The 15,968-nt window shown below is 62.5% G+C and carries 13 protein-coding genes and 1 pseudogene; 5 read left to right on the forward strand and 9 right to left on the reverse strand.

The features are described 5' to 3' along the window. Positions 1–271: 271 nt before the first annotated feature. Entirely contained in the window at positions 272–1,699 is a 1,428-nt protein-coding gene (locus tag IVB07_RS33465) for an MATE family efflux transporter (RefSeq protein WP_247411989.1), read from the reverse strand. Between the two features lie 785 nt (positions 1,700–2,484). On the opposite strand from IVB07_RS33465, the gene queD reads away from it, so the two are divergent. Next, positions 2,485–2,847, forward strand: a complete 363-nt coding sequence (gene queD, locus IVB07_RS33470; protein WP_247412065.1) for a 6-carboxytetrahydropterin synthase QueD — start codon at positions 2,485–2,487, stop codon at positions 2,845–2,847. A 1,792-nt stretch (positions 2,848–4,639) separates the two neighbouring features. Further along, a complete protein-coding gene (locus IVB07_RS33475) occupies positions 4,640–6,343 on the forward strand; it encodes a recombinase family protein (protein WP_247767395.1) in 1,704 nt (567 codons plus the stop codon). On the opposite strand, the pseudogene IVB07_RS33480 reads toward IVB07_RS33475, so the two are convergent. The 6 genes and pseudogenes from IVB07_RS33480 to IVB07_RS33505 all read right to left on the reverse strand — a co-directional run. Beyond that, positions 6,325–6,405, reverse strand: a pseudogene (locus IVB07_RS33480) (acyl-CoA thioester hydrolase); the annotation flags it as partial. The gene IVB07_RS33475 and the pseudogene IVB07_RS33480 sit on opposite strands and share 19 nt — an antisense overlap. A gap of 69 nt (positions 6,406–6,474) precedes the next feature. Further along, the gene (locus IVB07_RS33485; RefSeq protein WP_018454588.1) at positions 6,475–7,392 is read right to left on the reverse strand and encodes a metallophosphoesterase; all 918 of its coding nucleotides are present in this window, start codon (positions 7,390–7,392) and stop codon (positions 6,475–6,477) included. Positions 7,393–7,520: 128 nt separating this feature from the next. Further along, entirely contained in the window at positions 7,521–8,579 is a 1,059-nt protein-coding gene (gene ruvB, locus IVB07_RS33490; RefSeq protein ID WP_026232771.1) for a Holliday junction branch migration DNA helicase RuvB, read from the reverse strand. Further along, the gene (gene ruvA / locus IVB07_RS33495; protein WP_018454590.1) at positions 8,576–9,193 is read right to left on the reverse strand and encodes a Holliday junction branch migration protein RuvA; all 618 of its coding nucleotides are present in this window, start codon (positions 9,191–9,193) and stop codon (positions 8,576–8,578) included. The genes ruvB and ruvA overlap by 4 nt, the downstream gene beginning before the upstream one ends. Further along, entirely contained in the window at positions 9,190–9,717 is a 528-nt protein-coding gene (gene ruvC / locus IVB07_RS33500) for a crossover junction endodeoxyribonuclease RuvC (protein WP_018454591.1), read from the reverse strand. Before ruvC ends, ruvA begins: the two co-directional genes overlap by 4 nt. A gap of 71 nt (positions 9,718–9,788) precedes the next feature. Next, positions 9,789–10,535 (reverse strand): YebC/PmpR family DNA-binding transcriptional regulator, encoded by a 747-nt coding sequence (locus tag IVB07_RS33505; protein ID WP_018454592.1) that lies wholly within the window; start codon positions 10,533–10,535, stop codon positions 9,789–9,791. A 205-nt stretch (positions 10,536–10,740) separates the two neighbouring features. Between IVB07_RS33505 and IVB07_RS33510 the strand changes: the two genes are divergently transcribed. After that, a complete protein-coding gene (locus IVB07_RS33510; RefSeq protein WP_247336586.1) occupies positions 10,741–12,489 on the forward strand; it encodes a methyl-accepting chemotaxis protein in 1,749 nt (582 codons plus the stop codon). 109 nt (positions 12,490–12,598) lie between these two features. Next, complete coding sequence (locus IVB07_RS33515; RefSeq protein WP_247294131.1) at positions 12,599–14,023, forward strand: methyl-accepting chemotaxis protein; 1,425 nt, start codon at positions 12,599–12,601, stop codon at positions 14,021–14,023. A 742-nt stretch (positions 14,024–14,765) separates the two neighbouring features. On the opposite strand, the gene IVB07_RS33520 is transcribed toward IVB07_RS33515, so the two are convergent. Continuing rightward, the gene (locus IVB07_RS33520) at positions 14,766–15,155 is read right to left on the reverse strand and encodes a hypothetical protein (RefSeq protein WP_231191003.1); all 390 of its coding nucleotides are present in this window, start codon (positions 15,153–15,155) and stop codon (positions 14,766–14,768) included. Further along, entirely contained in the window at positions 15,121–15,384 is a 264-nt protein-coding gene (locus tag IVB07_RS33525; protein WP_083926371.1) for a hypothetical protein, read from the reverse strand. The genes IVB07_RS33520 and IVB07_RS33525 overlap by 35 nt, the downstream gene beginning before the upstream one ends. A gap of 175 nt (positions 15,385–15,559) precedes the next feature. On the opposite strand from IVB07_RS33525, the gene IVB07_RS33530 reads away from it, so the two are divergent. Then, the gene (locus IVB07_RS33530) at positions 15,560–15,895 is read left to right on the forward strand and encodes a hypothetical protein (RefSeq protein WP_083926372.1); all 336 of its coding nucleotides are present in this window, start codon (positions 15,560–15,562) and stop codon (positions 15,893–15,895) included. The last annotated feature ends 73 nt before the right edge of the window (positions 15,896–15,968 follow it).

The raw sequence follows: 15,968 nt of genomic DNA on the forward strand, positions 1-15,968 counted from the left end.
GCTAAAGCCAGCCTTTCGACCTTGCGTAGAGCCCTTGCCACCCCGCCTGGCGAGCGGGAGCACATCGGCTATCGCTCGCCGAACTGCCCGATCCGTCCGCTAGGCGAGCCGGTGCGATCCGCGAGTGCGAGGAGCACGGCTGGAGGAAGGACCGCGCGGATCGCACGCCCGCGAGCCCGCAAAATCCGTGCCCACTGGCAGCCCGTCTTGCCGCGAGCTTCTCGGGAGGCTTGCGCCCAATGCTCTGGGTTCGATGACATCCATTCTAAGGTCAACCCGCTATCCCGATCGCTCTTGAGCCACGGTGCCGGAGCGCTCGTCTGAGCTCACCGAACTGATGGAACATGACGAACAGAGCGATCATTCCGGCGCCCAGCTCAGCGATTGCTTGACTGGCTAACAGCCCATCGAAACCCGCAACCACCGGGAATAACAGTACGGCCGGTATGAAGAGATAGCCCTGCCTCGCCAGGGCCACAATTGCACTGAGGCGTGCTCTCCCAAACGCTTGAAGCATTGCCGTCACGAAACTCTGAACCCCAAACAGTCCAAAGAAGAGATGGAACACGATGCAGGACGAGACGGCTATTTCCGTGACATTCTCGTTATCGCTAAATAGACTCACCAAAGGCCTTGCAAAAACAACAACGGCCGCAGAATACGCGATGGAGAATGCGACCGTCACGAAGAGCATGAACTTCGCAGCCTTCAGAATACGAACATAGTCGCGTGCGCCCCAACCGAAACCCAGGATAGCTTGAGCGCCTATGCAGAACCCGGTGATAGGCAGTGCGCCGACCATCAAGATTCGCACAGCTATTCCAACTGCAGCGATGGAATCATCGCCGAACGGTGCGGCAGCTCCGTACAAGAGCATAACCGCAAGAGCCGATAAGATACTCGTCATTGTCGCTGGCGCGCCCACCAACGCGAGCTGTCTGATGCGATCTGCTCGCAATGATATGTGAGATATCCTGACGAGAACTGTCCCGCCAAGCTTCGCAAAATACGCAATATAAAGTCCAATAGCGGCGATCTGCGATACCAGCGTTGCGAGGGCTGCGCCACGCACGCCAAGGTCAAACAAGAATATGAAGACAGGGTCAAGCACAGCGTTCAGTAGAAACGCGGTAAGCATCGCCCACATGCTGAATCGCGTATCGCCTTCGGCTCTGACAATGAACCCGCTAACGATGTTTAGAAGCATCAGGGTGTTCCCGAACAAAAGCGTTCCCGCGTAGTCGAGCGCCACGGGCATGATGGTTGGAGTCGCTCCGAGGATTGCGAATATCACTGGCAGACTTGGAAGCAGAGCGACGGTAACTATGATGCCAATCGGAGCGGTGAGCGCGAGAGCTGTACTTGCGCCTCGACTCGCCTCTAGGTACTCACGAGCGCCCAGATGACGAGATATGAAGGACGCCGTTCCAACACCGATTCCCTGTGCGGCTGCCGCGAGCAGGACCATGATCGGCAAGGTCATGCTCACAGCTGCGGTCGCCTGCGCGCCAAGTGCGCCAACAAAGATCGCATTGACGACCTGCTGTAAAGCATGGATCGATAACCCAACAACAGATGGAATGGCGAGCCGCAGGATAAGGCTCGAGAGATTCGGGTCCGATAGATCGATGTGCTGTTTCTTCTGTGGCATCAAACTTCGCTCGCTCTCGAGCGCGAATTCCGTATCCGGCTCATTCATGCATGAACGTGTCGCTACTTTCCAAATTCGCTGATCGCGCACTCAGCGCAAGCTTTTCCGATCCGCTCTTGCACAGGGGTACATAAGTTTATCTGCGCCGATCGATCGTCGTGATCGCGTGGACCCGTTTGACGTTTCACAAGCTGATTTTTGCCTTGGTCGATTTTCCCTAGGCATACGCCTCCCGCCAATCGCAGGCTTCTGCGGCTCTTAAGTAGAACAACGAGGATCCTGATTGAGGCGTCCGTGCGTAGCCACCTAGGTTCTGCCAGTCATATTGTGCCGTTCTGCCCTTTGTTGACTTCTCATCCGTTGCGTTTTTCCTCGATGATGATCGGCGGGGGAACGCGGCCGGACCCTAGAGCCTCAACTTGGCTTTGGCATCTACCGGATCTTGTAGTAGACGCTCCATCGTCTGCATGGCACACGCAATGAACGTGCCCAGAACCAGTGTTAGGTTCGGCGACGATGTCGTGCAAACGCTCCATGATCTCGGGTTCCTTGTCGCGATCGAGACGAACGGCAGGCTGCTGGTCCCGGCCGGCGTGGTAACTGGGTTTGCGGCAGCAAATCGCGCCGCACTGGCCATCGCTCGCGGACACGAACTCAAAATTCGTGTAGCCGCAGCCGTGTGCCGGCGGTTCGATGAGAGGGCTCGGACGATTTCTGCTTCGGCCCACAGACGGCCCTGGCGCCGTCGACCACATGCGGCAGGCCGTCGCGCAACGCCTGACTCATCGGAAATGGCGAATCAGCGTGCAATGTCACAAACATCCCGGCATCAGATGAAGATATCCCAGGTATTTAAGTTCGAGGCAGCGCACCGACTTCCAACCGTCCCGCAGACACATCGCTGTCATCGGACGCACGGTCATTCCTATCGCGTCGAGGTCGTGCTGAACGGGCCCGTCGATCCGCACACGGGGTTCGTAATGGATTTCTTCAGCATGGAAGAAGCGTTCGGTCTTCTTCTAAAGAAGCTCGATCACCATTGCCTGAACGAAGTCCCGGGACTCGAAAATCCGACGGCGGAAAATATCGCCATCTGGATCTGGCAGCACGCGAAACCGCGCCTTGCGCAACTCTCGAGCTTGAGGGTGTACGAGACGACAGATTGTTGGGCCGAATATGAGGGGCCCGATCGCTGAATTCCGCGCTCATTTTGGGCTGTATTGATGCGGCGCGCCTGTCCTTCTTCGGCTCCGAAACCGACGATCTGCGCTTCGGCTCCTCATCGGCCCGATCCGCGGGCAGATTCCCTCGCTCACGGGAGCCCCTTTGGATCTCGCGGGAGGTCAGACGACGGCGCCCTGCAAGGCTAGGATTTCAAGGAGCGCGAGGCAGCCATCGACAGCGCCATGAGCCGCCGCCTTCATCAGCAAAGGCGGCAGCTGTAGGCCTCCGAAGCCCGCCGGACCAATTGCCCCGGTTGAGCCGATTTATGCCTCCCGCGACGACCTGGTGTATGTGCCTGCATGGATGATGATCAGGACCTTTACGCGAGAGGCGGCCTTGAGGGACGACCGGGTTTGACGGGAATCTGAGTCGAGAAGGCCCTCATCATAGGGCACTTTCGCCTTCGGTAGGTTCCCCTTCCACGCCACGCTCGTCGAGCGCTTGACGCGCCGCGCCGGTGAAGCCATCCGGCGTCAGCCTCGAGGGACTGGCACGGCCATGGGGCGTGGCCGAGCCGTACAAGACGGCCCTTGCCCAGAGGGGTGCGAAGCGCGCGCAAGGCCTGATCTTCACCGCCGAGCTTGGTAAACTCACACACTAGGAAGACAGCGTCATCCTTCTTGCGCTCGATCTTTTCAAGCGAGGTCTGATGCTTTGGCATCGTGGTCTCCGTTCCCACAAAACATGGACGCATAAACGCGAAGACGTTCAATAAAATAGGACAAAACATAATTACACCACTCCGACGCACCGAGGCGGCCATCCTAATGCCTCGACGGAGCCGCGATTCCCGTTGCGGGCTGGCTGATTCCTCGTGGAAAACGGCGAAGGTATCCTGTCCAACCCGATCTTGGCCGAGACGGCAGACTCGGCGTGCTCTTCCCACCACAGGCCAGCGGGTCGCGTATATCGCCAGCGCTGGTGAGGCGCCACGGGGCATCATCGACGGTGTCTCGCCAGCCGACAGGGAGGAAATCCGCGGGGATCCAGACGCCGGACGGGAGCTGAAGCGAGTTCAGTTTTGAACTGCTTGGATGCCGGAACGGGAGGACTCTGTCAGAAGTAAGCGTTTTTCTGACAGTGCTTTTTCGACGCGCGCTTGCGGAGCTCACCCACACGCGAGTGCTTGCTCTTGGAGGCTCGACGCAAGGGTCATCGAACCAACGGAATAAGAAAGCCCCAACCAGCGACGGTTCCTTGGGTCGAACCACGGCGTCTGGGCTGTGCGCGACAATCCGTCCGCCAGCGGTTGATGGACGAGCCGGCGCTCCGCGCCGGCCACTACACATCTGTACGAGAGCCTCATGAACCGAGAACGGGTCCGCTAGGCACAGCTCACGCAGCACGGACTTCGTCGCCGTCACCTGCAAGTATTTTTACTCCGCTTTGCTTAGCGTATCTGCTCTCGACTACGCGCCTCATCGCTAGGAATGCCCTCACGCGCGCCGCGGCACTTCAACAATTTCATTTTCATTCGACGCTGCCGAAGTCAGCATGCGAGAAGCGTTGCGAGTAATCGCTGCGGCTTGGCTGTAGCGCAGCGCAGAAATTTAGGCTAGCTTCTGCTCGCGAGTTTGCAAATGCGTACCCGCACCCGATCTCTCCGAAGACAACGAGCGATCATTCGACCGCTCGCCCCCTCACATCCTCAGAGCTGGGATAATCCGGACAATGAGGAAATCTGGTTTGAGTTGGCGCGCGCTATCGGACGTCAGGTCGCACGGGATGAAAATCACGGCTCGGGGCAGCCGATAAAGGACCGACATGACGACAGCGTCATCGAAGAAAACGGCCGTACTATACGCCCGCTATTCCAGCGACATGCAAAAGGCGACCTCGATTGATGGTCAGCTATTGCTCTGCCGGAAGGTCGCATTGCGCAACGACCTCGATGTCATCGGCGAGTTTGTCGATGCCGCAAAATCTGGTCTTACCGAAGGTGCGCGGGACGGCTATCAGCGTTTACTCAACGGTGTGAGAAACCGGGACTTTGACGTAGTCGTGGTTGAGCATTTCGACCGCTTGTCGCGCGATCCCGCAACCATCCAGCGTCTCAAGCAGGTTTTCGAGTTCAACGGCGTTGAGCTGATGGATCAGAAGGGGGTCTATGCGACCGCCACTGATATCAGCATCGCAAGTCTCTACAACACGATTTACAAGCCGCAGCTCGCCGAAAAGGTTCGGCGCGGCCATGACAACGCTGTTGCCAACGGAAGAATTCCTGGCTCATGCGCCTATGGTTATCGACCGAGGCCGGGCGCGCCGGGCGAACGCGTGATCGATGACAACGAAGCAAAGATTGTGCTCCGCATCTTCAGCGAATATGCAGCGGGCCGCTCGACCCGAACTATCGCCGCTGATCTCACCCGCGAAGGCGTGCCCTCACCAGGGGCAACTCGTCACAAGAACAAGGCTGATCGTACCACCTGGAATCACCAGTGCATTACAGGCGGCCGGCATGGTCGCGGTATTATCGGCAACGATCTATATATAGGCGAGATACATTGGAACGTTCGCTCGACAATTCTCAACCCGGAGACCCAGAAGAAACAGAAGCGCCGCAATCCAGAAGAGCGCCACATCATAGTTAAGAAGCCGGAGCTACGGATCGTGCCGCAAGCGCTCTGGAATCGAGTGCATGAGGTTCGTAGCGCGCGCGCCGTATCTATGTTCGGACCGACTGGCAAGCCGCGGCGTCGCGCCGTGATCCCGCGCAACAACGAGCACCCGCTTGCCGGTGTGCTCCGGTGCGGCGTCTGCAATGGCCACATGCGAATCGCTCAATCCTCGCGTAACGGTGCACCGCGCGCGGCATGCGCGAGCGCGCATCAGCGGGGCACGTGCGAGCACACCCGTAGCTTCGACATGGACGTTCTGCTCGAGGATGCCTCCGACAAAATCCAACTGAAATTGCTTTCGCCGAAAGCCATTGAAGAGGCGATGTGTGCCTGGAAGGAGGAGCGCAAAAATGATCGGAACAAGGGCAGCGAACACTCTAAGCTAGAGCGTCGACGCCGCGTGTTGACTACCGAGATGGAACGCCTGTCATATGCCATCGCAAATAGCCGCCGGAAGCCGGACGAGTTGCTCAAGCGCATCGATGAGTGCGACCTGGAGCGGGAAAGCGTTGAAGAGCGCTTGCGGCTGCTGGGCGCTGGCGGCGAAAATGTCATTGGCTTCGATCACCCGAAATTCGGTGACCGATACCGTTCGGAGGTTAGAAGACTGGTCACCGCGCTCAAGGCCAATCCGAAGGCGATCGAAACTCGCGTAGCCTTCCGCAACTTGATCGAATGCATAGTAGTGCATCCGGTTCGCAAGCGGATGCCCTACGAATATACGCCCTACCTGAACAGCTCCGCGCTTTACGGCAAGAACCTTTTCCCAGAAAACCGCAGCAAGGCGCGAGAAATCAGCACGTTTGCCTACTACGACAATGGCAAGTCAGGGAAATCCGTGTCCTCGTAATAGACGCGGACCTGCATATGGTGGCGGCCGTCGCGGATCTCGCCGTCGAGATGAGCTGTCACGTCGCGAGCCTCTTCGCTTTTCGGTAACCAGCCCGTTTTGCGCAAAAACGGCCGGCTGCGCAAGCGTGGCTAGACCACCGCCGGCCCACGCCCCAGCGTCACCTCGACGATCTCCGGCGGCACGCCGACGCGGAGCGGCATGATGCTGCAACCGAGGCCGCCGGAGATGATGACGTCGCATTTCAGCCGGACATGACCATAGGCGAGCCGGATGCCGTGCTGCGGCGGAACCGCCGGCGACCAGCCGAGCAGGCGGACCTGGCCACCATGGGTGTGGCCGGACAGTTGCAGCGCGACGCGGGCGGGCATGCGCGGCGCGATATTGGGCTCATGCGCGAGCAGGATGATCGGCGCGTCGTCGGTGACCTTGGCAAGCGTCGCGTCGAGATCGTCGGCGCCGAAGCGTCCCGTGCTCCGGAAGCGTCGCGCCGGCAGAAAGGCGAGTTGATCGCCAAGGCCGGCGAGCCAGAATGCGCGGCCATCCTTGGCGAGCCGCACGACGTCGTTCTCGTAGACGGGAATGCCGGCCGCCTCCAGCGCGCGATGCGCGACCGTCGGCCCGTGGCCGGCCTGCTGCACGGTCCTATCGGCCCAATAGTCATGGTTGCCCATGACGGCATGGACGCCGAGCGGCGCTTTCAGGCCGGCCAGCACCTTGGCCCATTCGCTCGCCGGAATGATGCGCGTGACCTGGTGCAGACCGGCAACATAGTCGCCGAGCAGCACGATGATATCCGCGCTGAGCGCATTGGTGCGGTCGACGATGGCTTCGATCCGCTCCAGCGGCATCCAGGGATCGCAGGCATGGATGTCGGCGATCACGGCAATCTTCAGCGGGAAGTCCGCCGGCCATTGCCGCGGGGTTGGATGATAGCGGGTGACGCGAAGCCGCAGCACCGGCTCGACGCCGACGCCGTAGGCCGCGGTCGAGACGGCGAGAGCGGAGAGGCCGCCGAAGGAACGGATGAGGTGACGGCGCGTGATCATGGCAGCCCGATCGTGATGCAGCTTGTTGATGCGACCCGATTGAAGCGGAAATGGGGTGCGCTTGTGCAGACCCTCTGCACGAGATCACCGGAAATTCATGACGGCCCGACCGTCCGTACTTGCGCAGATCAGTCGTCGCTCTCGTCGGTGCCGAACAGGCCGAACTGTGCCGCCGCATCGCGCGATGGCTCGCTGATGCCGAGATGGCGAAAGGCGTGCGAGGTGAGCAGGCGGCCGCGCGGAGTGCGCTGCAGATAGCCGCACTGGATCAGATAGGGCTCGATGATGTCTTCGATCGCATCGCGCGGCTCCGACAGAGCGGCGGCCATCGTCTCGACGCCGACCGGGCCGCCGCCATAGTTCTGCGCGATGGTCGTGAGGTAACGGCGGTCCATCGCGTCGAGGCCGGCGGCATCGACCTCGAGCGCGCTCAGCGCGTGGTCGGCAATCTTGCGATCGATCCTGTCGGCATCGGCCGCCGAAGCAAAATCGCGCACGCGGCGCAGCAGCCGGCCGGCGATACGCGGCGTGCCACGCGCGCGTCGCGCGATCTCGTTGGCGCCATCCGCGCTCATGCCGACGTTGAGCACGCGGGCACCACGGGTGACGATGCTTTCCAGCTCCTCGATGGTGTAGAAATTCAACCGGACCGGAATGCCGAAGCGGTCGCGCAAGGGATTGGTGAGCAGACCGGCGCGGGTGGTGGCGCCGACGAGGGTGAATTTCGATAGCTCGATCTTGACCGAGCGCGCCGCCGGACCCTCGCCGATGATGAGGTCGAGCTGGAAATCCTCCATCGCGGGATAGAGTACTTCTTCCACCGCCGGGCTCAGGCGATGGATCTCGTCGATGAACAGCACGTCGCGCTCTTCGAGATTGGTGAGCAGCGCGGCGAGATCGCCGGCCTTGGCGATCACCGGGCCCGACGTGGCACGAAAGCCGACGCCGAGCTCCTTGGCCACGATCTGCGCCAGCGTGGTCTTGCCGAGGCCGGGAGGACCGACGAACAACACGTGATCCAGCGCCTCGCCGCGCTTGCGCGCCGCCTCGATGAAGATGGACAGATTCTTGCGCGCCTGCTGCTGGCCGACGAAGTCGGACAGCGATTGCGGACGCAGCGCAGTGTCGCCGACATCGTCGCTGCGGCGCTCGGGCGTGACCATGCGGTTGGCCTTAGGATCGCTCACTTCGCGAGCTCCTTCAGGCCAAGGCGAATGAGCTGCGCGGTCTCCGCATTCTCACCCGCGCTGCGCGATGCAGATGCAATGGCCGCGGCAGCTTGCGGCTGGCCGTAGCCGAGATTGACCAGCGCGGAGATCGCGTCCGCCACGGGCCGCGGCGCGCGCTGGTCGTCGACGGCGCCGGCGAGGTGCACGACCGCCGGATCGACATTGGCAAAGGCCGGCGCCTTGTCCTTCAACTCGGTGACGATGCGCTCTGCGACTTTGGGGCCGACACCCGGCGTGCGCGCCACCGCAGCCTTGTCGCGCAACGCGATCGCGTTGGCGAGGTCGGACGGCCCAAGCGTGCCGAGCACGGCGAGCGCGACCTTGGCGCCGACGCCCTGCACGGTCTGAAGCAGGCGAAACCATTCGCGCTCCTGATCGCTGCGGAAGCCGAACAGCTTGATCTGATCCTCGCGAACATAGGTCTCGATCGACAGCACGGCGGCCTCGCCCGGCGAGGGCAGATGCTGCAGCGTGCGCGTCGAGCAATGCACCTGATAACCGACCCCGCCGACGTCGAGGATGACGAAATCCTCGCCGTAGGAATCGATCAGGCCCTTGAGCTTGCCGATCATAAGCCTGCCACCTTCAGCCGCAGCGCGGTGCTCTGGCGATGATGGGCATGGGTGATGGCGATGGCGAGCGCGTCGGCGGCGTCCGCGGACGGCGGATCGGCCTTCGGCAGCAAAATCTTGAGCATCATCGCGATCTGCTGCTTGTCGGCGTGGCCGGCGCCGACCACCGTCTTCTTCACCTGGTTCGGCGCGTATTCGGCAACACTGATGCCGAACATCGCAGGCGCGAGCATGGCGACGCCGCGGGCCTGGCCGAGCTTCAGCGTCGCGACGCCGTCCTTATTGACGAAAGTCTGCTCGACCGCGGCTTCCATCGGCTTGTGACTGGACAGGACGGCGGCCAGCCCCTCATGGATCGCGAGCAGCCGGCTCGCCAGCGGCAAATCGTCCGGCGGCTCCACCGAGCCGCAGGCGACGTAGATCAGGCGGTTGCCCTCGGCCTCGATCACGCCCCAGCCGGTGCGGCGCAGGCCAGGGTCGATGCCGATGATGCGAACGGGGCCACGAATCGGGAGCGTCGTCATGAGCCAGTGATAGCGGCTGGCCGCCGTGGGGGAAACAGAAACAGAACGGAAGTAACAGGGGAAGTGCCCCCCTACCCGCCCATCTTCGCCAGCAGCGCGTCCGACACCTCGAAATTGGCGTAGACGTGCTGGACGTCGTCGTGCTCGTTGAGCAGGTCCATCAGCTTGAGCAGCTTCTCGCCGGTCTCGTCGTCGACTGCGACCGTGTTCTGCGGCTTCCAGATCAGCGCGGCCTTGCGCGGCTCGCCGAACTTGGCCTCCAGCGCCTTGGCGACGTCGCGATAGCCTTCGGTCGAGGCGTAGATCTCGTGGCCGCCTTCGCTCGAGATCACGTCGTCGGCGCCGGCCTCGATCGCGGCATCCAGCACCGCATCGTCGGAGGCGATGCTGCGGTCGTATTCGATGATGCCGGTTCGGTCGAACATGAAGGAGACCGAGCCGGTTTCACCGAGATTGCCGCCGGACTTGGCGAAGAAGGAGCGGATGTCGGAAGCCGCGCGGTTGCGATTGTCGGTCAGCGCCTCGACGATGACGGCAACGCCGCCCGGGCCGTAACCCTCGTAGCGGATCTCGTCATAATTCTCGCTGTCGCTGCCGAGCGCCTTCTTGACGGCGCGCTCGATATTGTCCTTCGGCATGTTCTCCTGGCGCGCCGCGGTGATGGCGGCACGCAGGCGCGGGTTCATGTTGGGGTCGGGCGTCCCCAGCTTGGCCGCGACGGTGATTTCCCGCGCCAGCTTGCCGAACAGTTTCGACTTCTGGGCATCCTGCCGCCCCTTGCGGTGCATGATGTTCTTGAATTGGGAATGTCCGGCCATGCGTGATCTTCTCTAGGGACTCGTGCGCCAAGGTGAGCGTGGGAAGCGCGGCCTTATAGGCCGCGCCCCCCCTGGAAAGAAAGAGGCTCTACGACTTTAAGGTAACACCGTACGGGCCCGTGCCTAGATGTCAGGCATCGTTAACCCTGATTTCATTCCAGCGTGCGAAAATAGCCTCCGACCGTCCCGTGACAAGAGAGAGCTGATGGCATTCGAACTATTTCGGAAGCGTCTGCCGGACATGGCTGCAACTGCGGCTGCCCCGCAGGCCGCGCAGCCGGCGGCCCATCCCGAGCCTGCCGCGGCCGTCGAAAGCGATTCGGCCAAGGAAATCCTGGAACTGCTGGAACTCGAGCTGGGCGCCATGATTCGCCAGCTCGAGCGCGCCGCCAATTCGGTGGCCGGCGGCGCCGAGGCGACCGCCACGACGCTTGCCGCCATTCGCGACCGCACCGACGCCCTGACCGGCCGGACCAACGCCGCGCAATCGAATGCCTCCACCTTCGCCCATGCCGCCGACAAATTCACCCAGTCGGCGCTGGGCATCGGGGCGCAGGTTCGCGAGGCCGGCAAGCTCGCCGACGAGGCCAGTGCCGCGGCACAGGAAGCCCGCGCCAATGTCGATCGCTTGCGCGAATCCTCGGCCGCCATCGGCAACGTCGTCAATCTGATCGCACAGATCGCGCGGCAGACGACGCTGCTCGCGCTCAACTCGACCATCGAGGCCGCGCGCGCGGGCGCTGCGGGAAGAGGCTTCGCGGTCGTCGCCACCGAGGTCAAGGCACTCGCGGTGCAGACCCAGGGCGCGACGGAGGAGATCACCAAAAAGATCGACGCTCTGCAGCGCGACGCCGCCGGCTCAGCAGATGCGGTGCACCGCATCTCGCAGGCGATCGAGGCGATCCGTCCGGTGTTCGAGACCGTCAACGGCGCGGTCGCCGAACAGAATGCCACCACCAGCGAAGTCTCCGGCAACGCGACCAGCGCGTCGCAGTTCATCATCTCGGTCGGCGAAAGCGCAGCCGAGATCGATGCTGCGACCAAGGCGGCCGAGAGCCACGGCGAGCACGTCGCCAGCGCAGGCAAGGCCGTGACCGCCTTCGCACAGAAACTGAAATCGCGCTGCGCCGTGCTGCTGCGCCAGAGCGAGCACGACGACCGCCGCAAGACCGAGCGGCTGCCCTGCCATCTCAAGCTCGAAACCGCCCGCGGCGTGCTGCCGGTCTACGAGATAGCGATGGACGGCGTGCTGATCGGCGGCGCGGACGCGGGCCGCCTTGCATCGCAAGCCATGGTCGAAGGCACCCTCGAAGGCGTCGGTGCCTGCCGCCTGCGCGTGGTCGAGCAGTCCAAGGCCGGGGCCCGCGCGCAATTCGTTAGTCCCAATGCCGAGCTACGCGAGAAGATCGAGGACAGGCTGTGGTCGATCCACGAGGAGAACACGGAGTTTGTCACCCGCGCCATGGAGGCGGGTAACGCGCTGACCGCGATCTTCGAGCAGGCGGTTGCCCGCGGCGAGGTGAAGATCGACCACCTCTTCGACACCGATTATGCCGAAATCGCCGGAACCAATCCGCAGCAGTACCGCACCAGATATCTGGATTGGGCCGATCGCGCGCTGCCGGCGTTCCAGGAAGCCTTTCTGGCGAAGGACCCGCGCATGGCATTCTGCGCCATGGTCGATCGCAACGGCTTCCTGCCGGTGCACAATAGGATCTATTCGCATCCGCAGCGGCCTGGTGATGCCGCCTGGAACACGGCCAACAGCCGCAACCGGCGGATGTTCAACGATCCGGCGGGGTTGGCTGCCGCGCGCAACCTGCGCTCGTATCTGGTGCAGAGCTATGCACGCGACATGGGCAACGGAAATACGGTGATGATGCGCGAGATCGACGTTCCGATCCGCGTGCAAGGCCGGCACTGGGGCGGATTCAGGACGGCCTACAAGCTCTAGTGCGCGCTCAGGCAAGACGCCAAAGCGCGAATCACCTCCTAAGATCGATATTGGAATGGGAATGCCGCGGAGAGCCGGCGAATGGCTCTGACTGGAGGACTCTCAAGACATGTCCGTCGTACAACTTGCAGTACTGGACACCGGCTCCAACCGAACACTTTCCGAACGGCTGATCGATCAGCTCGCCGACCGCATCGGCGGCCTCGGCGTGGAACTGGCTGACATCGCCGGCAACGTCCAGGAAGTCGCAAGCCGCGTCGCGAACCAGTCGGAACGTTTCCACCACCTCCAGGAAACCGCCGAGACGATGGTGTCGGCCAACCACGACATCGCCAATGCGTCACAGGCGGTGCAAACGACCACGTCAGCGGCGGTCGGCGAGATCGCGCAGTCGCGCGGCGCAGTCGACGCCGCGGTTAGCCACATCTCCGAACTCGTTGCAGCCGTCGAACGCATCGAGGCGCGGCTCAGCGCAGTCGGCTCCGCGCTGGCACAAGTCGCAAAGGTCTCCGGCTCGATCGAGGCGATCGCGAAGCAGACCAATCTGCTCGCGCTCAATGCCACCATCGAGGCGGCACGCGCCGGCAATGCCGGCCGCGGCTTCGCGGTGGTGGCAAGCGAGGTCAAGAACCTCGCGGAAGCCACCCGCCAGGCCACGCACCAGATCTCCGACACCGTGCGCGATCTCGACGGCCAGATCGAAGGTCTGATCGGCGAGAGCAGCGATGCCTCGCAGCGCGCGAAGACGGCCGGCGAAGGCGCCCAGCGGATCTCCGGCATCATCTCGCGGGTTCAGCAGGGCTTCGCCTCGGTGGAAGCGGAGATCGGCAGCGTCACGCGCGCGGCAACCTCCAACCTCGGACACTGCGACACCGTCATCAGCGAGCTCAACGAACTCGCCAAGGGCGTCGATCTCTCCTCACGCGATCTCAAGAACGCCGATCAGCGCGTGACCAAACTGCTCGACACGTCGGAAGGGCTGATCGCGCTGATCGCCGACAGCGGCGTCGAGACATCGGATGCGCCGCTGATCCGAATTGTCGTCGAGATCGCAAAGCGGATCTCGGACGAGTTCGAAGCCGCCATCGGCCGCGGCGAGATCACGCTCGACCAGTTCATGGACGAGAACTATCGGGAAATCCCCGGCACCGATCCCAAGCAGTACAACACCAACTATGTCGACTTCACAGACCGCGTGCTGCCCGCGATCCAGGACCCGATCCAGAAATCCGATCCCCGCATCGTGTTCTGCGTCGCCTGGGCCAAGGGCGGCTATCTGCCGACGCACAACCCGAACTACCGCCTGCCGCAGGGCAAGGACCCGGTCTGGAATAACGCCAATTGCCGCAACCGCCGCCTGTTCACCGATCGCGCGGTGCAGAAGGTCGCGGCCAACACCAAGCCGTTCCTGCTGCAGACCTATCGCCGCGACATGGGCGGCGGGCAGTTCGTGCTGATGAAGGACCTGTCCTCGCCGATCATGATCCGCGGCAAGCACTGGGGCGCCTTCCGGATGGGCTTTCGGCAGAGCTGAGGGTCGTCGCGACGCGCTTGCGGCGGGGGCGCATGGTCTCCCTGAATCAGAAACCTCGAAAACAACCCCATGCACAGTAGCCGGGGCGGGCAGAATCAATGGCTTAAGCGCCTGATGAATCCCTCGATCCAGACGCCTCTGAAGCGCTTGCGCCGTCGGGCAAAACAGGCGTATACTGCTATTATTCCGAAATTTCCATCCCCTCCTCTTCTCCCCTCGCGAGAGAAGCCGATTTCGATAGCCCCGCCCCGCTTTCCGTAGACGGCGCTGGCCGCGCGCTGTACGGCCTTCCGGGCCTACGCTTGGGCGGCCCGGTAGCTGTGCTTGGCAATGAACGGACTACTTCTTTTGCTCGGTGGTCGTCGTGGCGGCCGGGGTGCCGTCGCGAGCGTCCCGTCGCTCGTCGCGTCCCGTACGCCTCTCTTGGCGCCGCTCTGTGCGTCCCGTGCGGCGTTCCTGGCGGCGCTCTGTTCGCCCGCTGCGCCGCTCCTGGCGGCGTTCTGTGCCTGACTTCGGCGCGTCCGCTGGCGGCGTGGTAGGCGCGGCGGCTGGCGCAGTGGTTTGAGCAACAGCCTCTGAGGCCGCCAAAATTGAGGACGAAACCACAAGCCCAAACACCCCTGCGTATCCAAGGAAGGTTAGTGCGTTGCGACGACAGACCTGTTTCGGCTCCGAACGTTCATTCATGGTCAGGCTCCCGGTTGCTGCCCCTTAGAGCATGTCACCAGCGTCGGTGGCCTAGTTATTGATCTGGATCAACTTGGTTCGGTGCTTCGAGCCACGTTGGGATTTCGGCCGATGGGATCGACACTCTCGGAAAGTGAGGGATGACAGTCCCTGCACTGACGATCAGTCCGTCGTTGAATTTGGTTCGCGCAAAATCCTTGGCTGCTGCTTCGCTTTCAAACGTGTTGGTTAGCCGCGGATGTCGCCGTCTTGACAGTGTGCCATCCAGCGGCACTTCAAAAGTGACGTACCAAGTGTGTTTCATGCCTAAAGCCGCCCCGTCGGTACCGTGGCCTATCCCCGCCAGACAAAGCAAAGCCGCCACCGGGACGAAGCGATGGCGGCTTCTTCCTGGCTTGCGAAACCGGCCTTTACCGCCTGGCTCCGACACGATTGACGCCACCATTCGCATTGCCGCCGGCGTTATGACGGACTGCGGCGCGCGCCACCGGGCGGGGCCTGAGCACGACGCCTGCCCGAGCAACGCAACCCGCTGGGTAGGCAGTGTATTGGCAATACACGACCGCATTGGCTGGGCCTGGATTGAGCGTGAGACCTGCAAGGCCCAACAGGGCGCTGGCAGCAATCCCGGCAACAGTCGCTGACCTGATCGAAAGATGCTTGCTCGGATGCATGGCGGACCTCTCTCTTGGAACTTGCGCAACTGAGGCTCATCGCCTTCTCAGGTGCGGCAGAACACAGCGTAGTCGCCGCAGTGCGCGGGTTCGATTGATCTACATCAAGCTCCTGCGCGGAGAGAGCCGCAATCTCGCGAGCGGGGCTTAAGGAATTCATGGAAGGGTTTCTGTCATGCTCCGCTTCATTCTTGCTTCTCTTGCAGCTTTCGTTTTGCTCACCGCCTGCTTGATCCCCGATGATGCCGAGGCTCGGCGCGGCGGAGGTGCCTATCGGGGTGGCGGCGGTTATCGCGGCGGTGCGGTCGCAGTTCGAGGACCGCGAGGCGGCGGCGCTGTTGCGGTGCGCGGCGCAGGCTACCGTGGCTACGGCTATCGGGGCGGCTATCGCGGCTACGGCTATCGGGGCTACGGTGTAGGAGCGGCAGCGGTAGGCGCGGCTGCCGTTGGCACTGCTGCGTACCGCCGCAGTTGCTACGATGCTTACGGAAACTATATTTGCGCCTATTAACCCGTCGACCGCGACTTCCATCGTCTTCCGCTCAAGTCCGCGCCTGATCGAGCGAATAGGCGTGGACGGTGAA

Origin of the sequence: Bradyrhizobium sp. 172, assembly GCF_023101065.1 — a bacterium.
GTDB classification, from domain to species: domain Bacteria; phylum Pseudomonadota; class Alphaproteobacteria; order Rhizobiales; family Xanthobacteraceae; genus Bradyrhizobium; species Bradyrhizobium canariense_D.

Bases quoted from the DNA above. Each gene is read 5' to 3' on its own strand.
- ruvA (WP_018454590.1), bottom strand. From the start codon at position 9,193: ATGATCGGCAAGCTCAAGGGCCTGATCGATTCCTACGGCGAGGATTTC.
- IVB07_RS33505 (WP_018454592.1), bottom strand. From the start codon at position 10,535: ATGGCCGGACATTCCCAATTCAAGAACATCATGCACCGCAAGGGGCGG.
- IVB07_RS33485 (WP_018454588.1), bottom strand. From the start codon at position 7,392: ATGATCACGCGCCGTCACCTCATCCGTTCCTTCGGCGGCCTCTCCGCT.
- IVB07_RS33525 (WP_083926371.1), bottom strand. From the start codon at position 15,384: ATGCATCCGAGCAAGCATCTTTCGATCAGGTCAGCGACTGTTGCCGGG.
- IVB07_RS33530 (WP_083926372.1), top strand. From the start codon at position 15,560: ATGCTCCGCTTCATTCTTGCTTCTCTTGCAGCTTTCGTTTTGCTCACC.
- queD (WP_247412065.1), top strand. From the start codon at position 2,485: ATGAAGATATCCCAGGTATTTAAGTTCGAGGCAGCGCACCGACTTCCA.
- IVB07_RS33510 (WP_247336586.1), top strand. From the start codon at position 10,741: ATGGCATTCGAACTATTTCGGAAGCGTCTGCCGGACATGGCTGCAACT.
- IVB07_RS33520 (WP_231191003.1), bottom strand. From the start codon at position 15,155: ATGGTGGCGTCAATCGTGTCGGAGCCAGGCGGTAAAGGCCGGTTTCGC.
- IVB07_RS33475 (WP_247767395.1), top strand. From the start codon at position 4,640: ATGACGACAGCGTCATCGAAGAAAACGGCCGTACTATACGCCCGCTAT.
- IVB07_RS33515 (WP_247294131.1), top strand. From the start codon at position 12,599: ATGTCCGTCGTACAACTTGCAGTACTGGACACCGGCTCCAACCGAACA.
- ruvC (WP_018454591.1), bottom strand. From the start codon at position 9,717: ATGACGACGCTCCCGATTCGTGGCCCCGTTCGCATCATCGGCATCGAC.
- IVB07_RS33465 (WP_247411989.1), bottom strand. From the start codon at position 1,699: ATGAATGAGCCGGATACGGAATTCGCGCTCGAGAGCGAGCGAAGTTTG.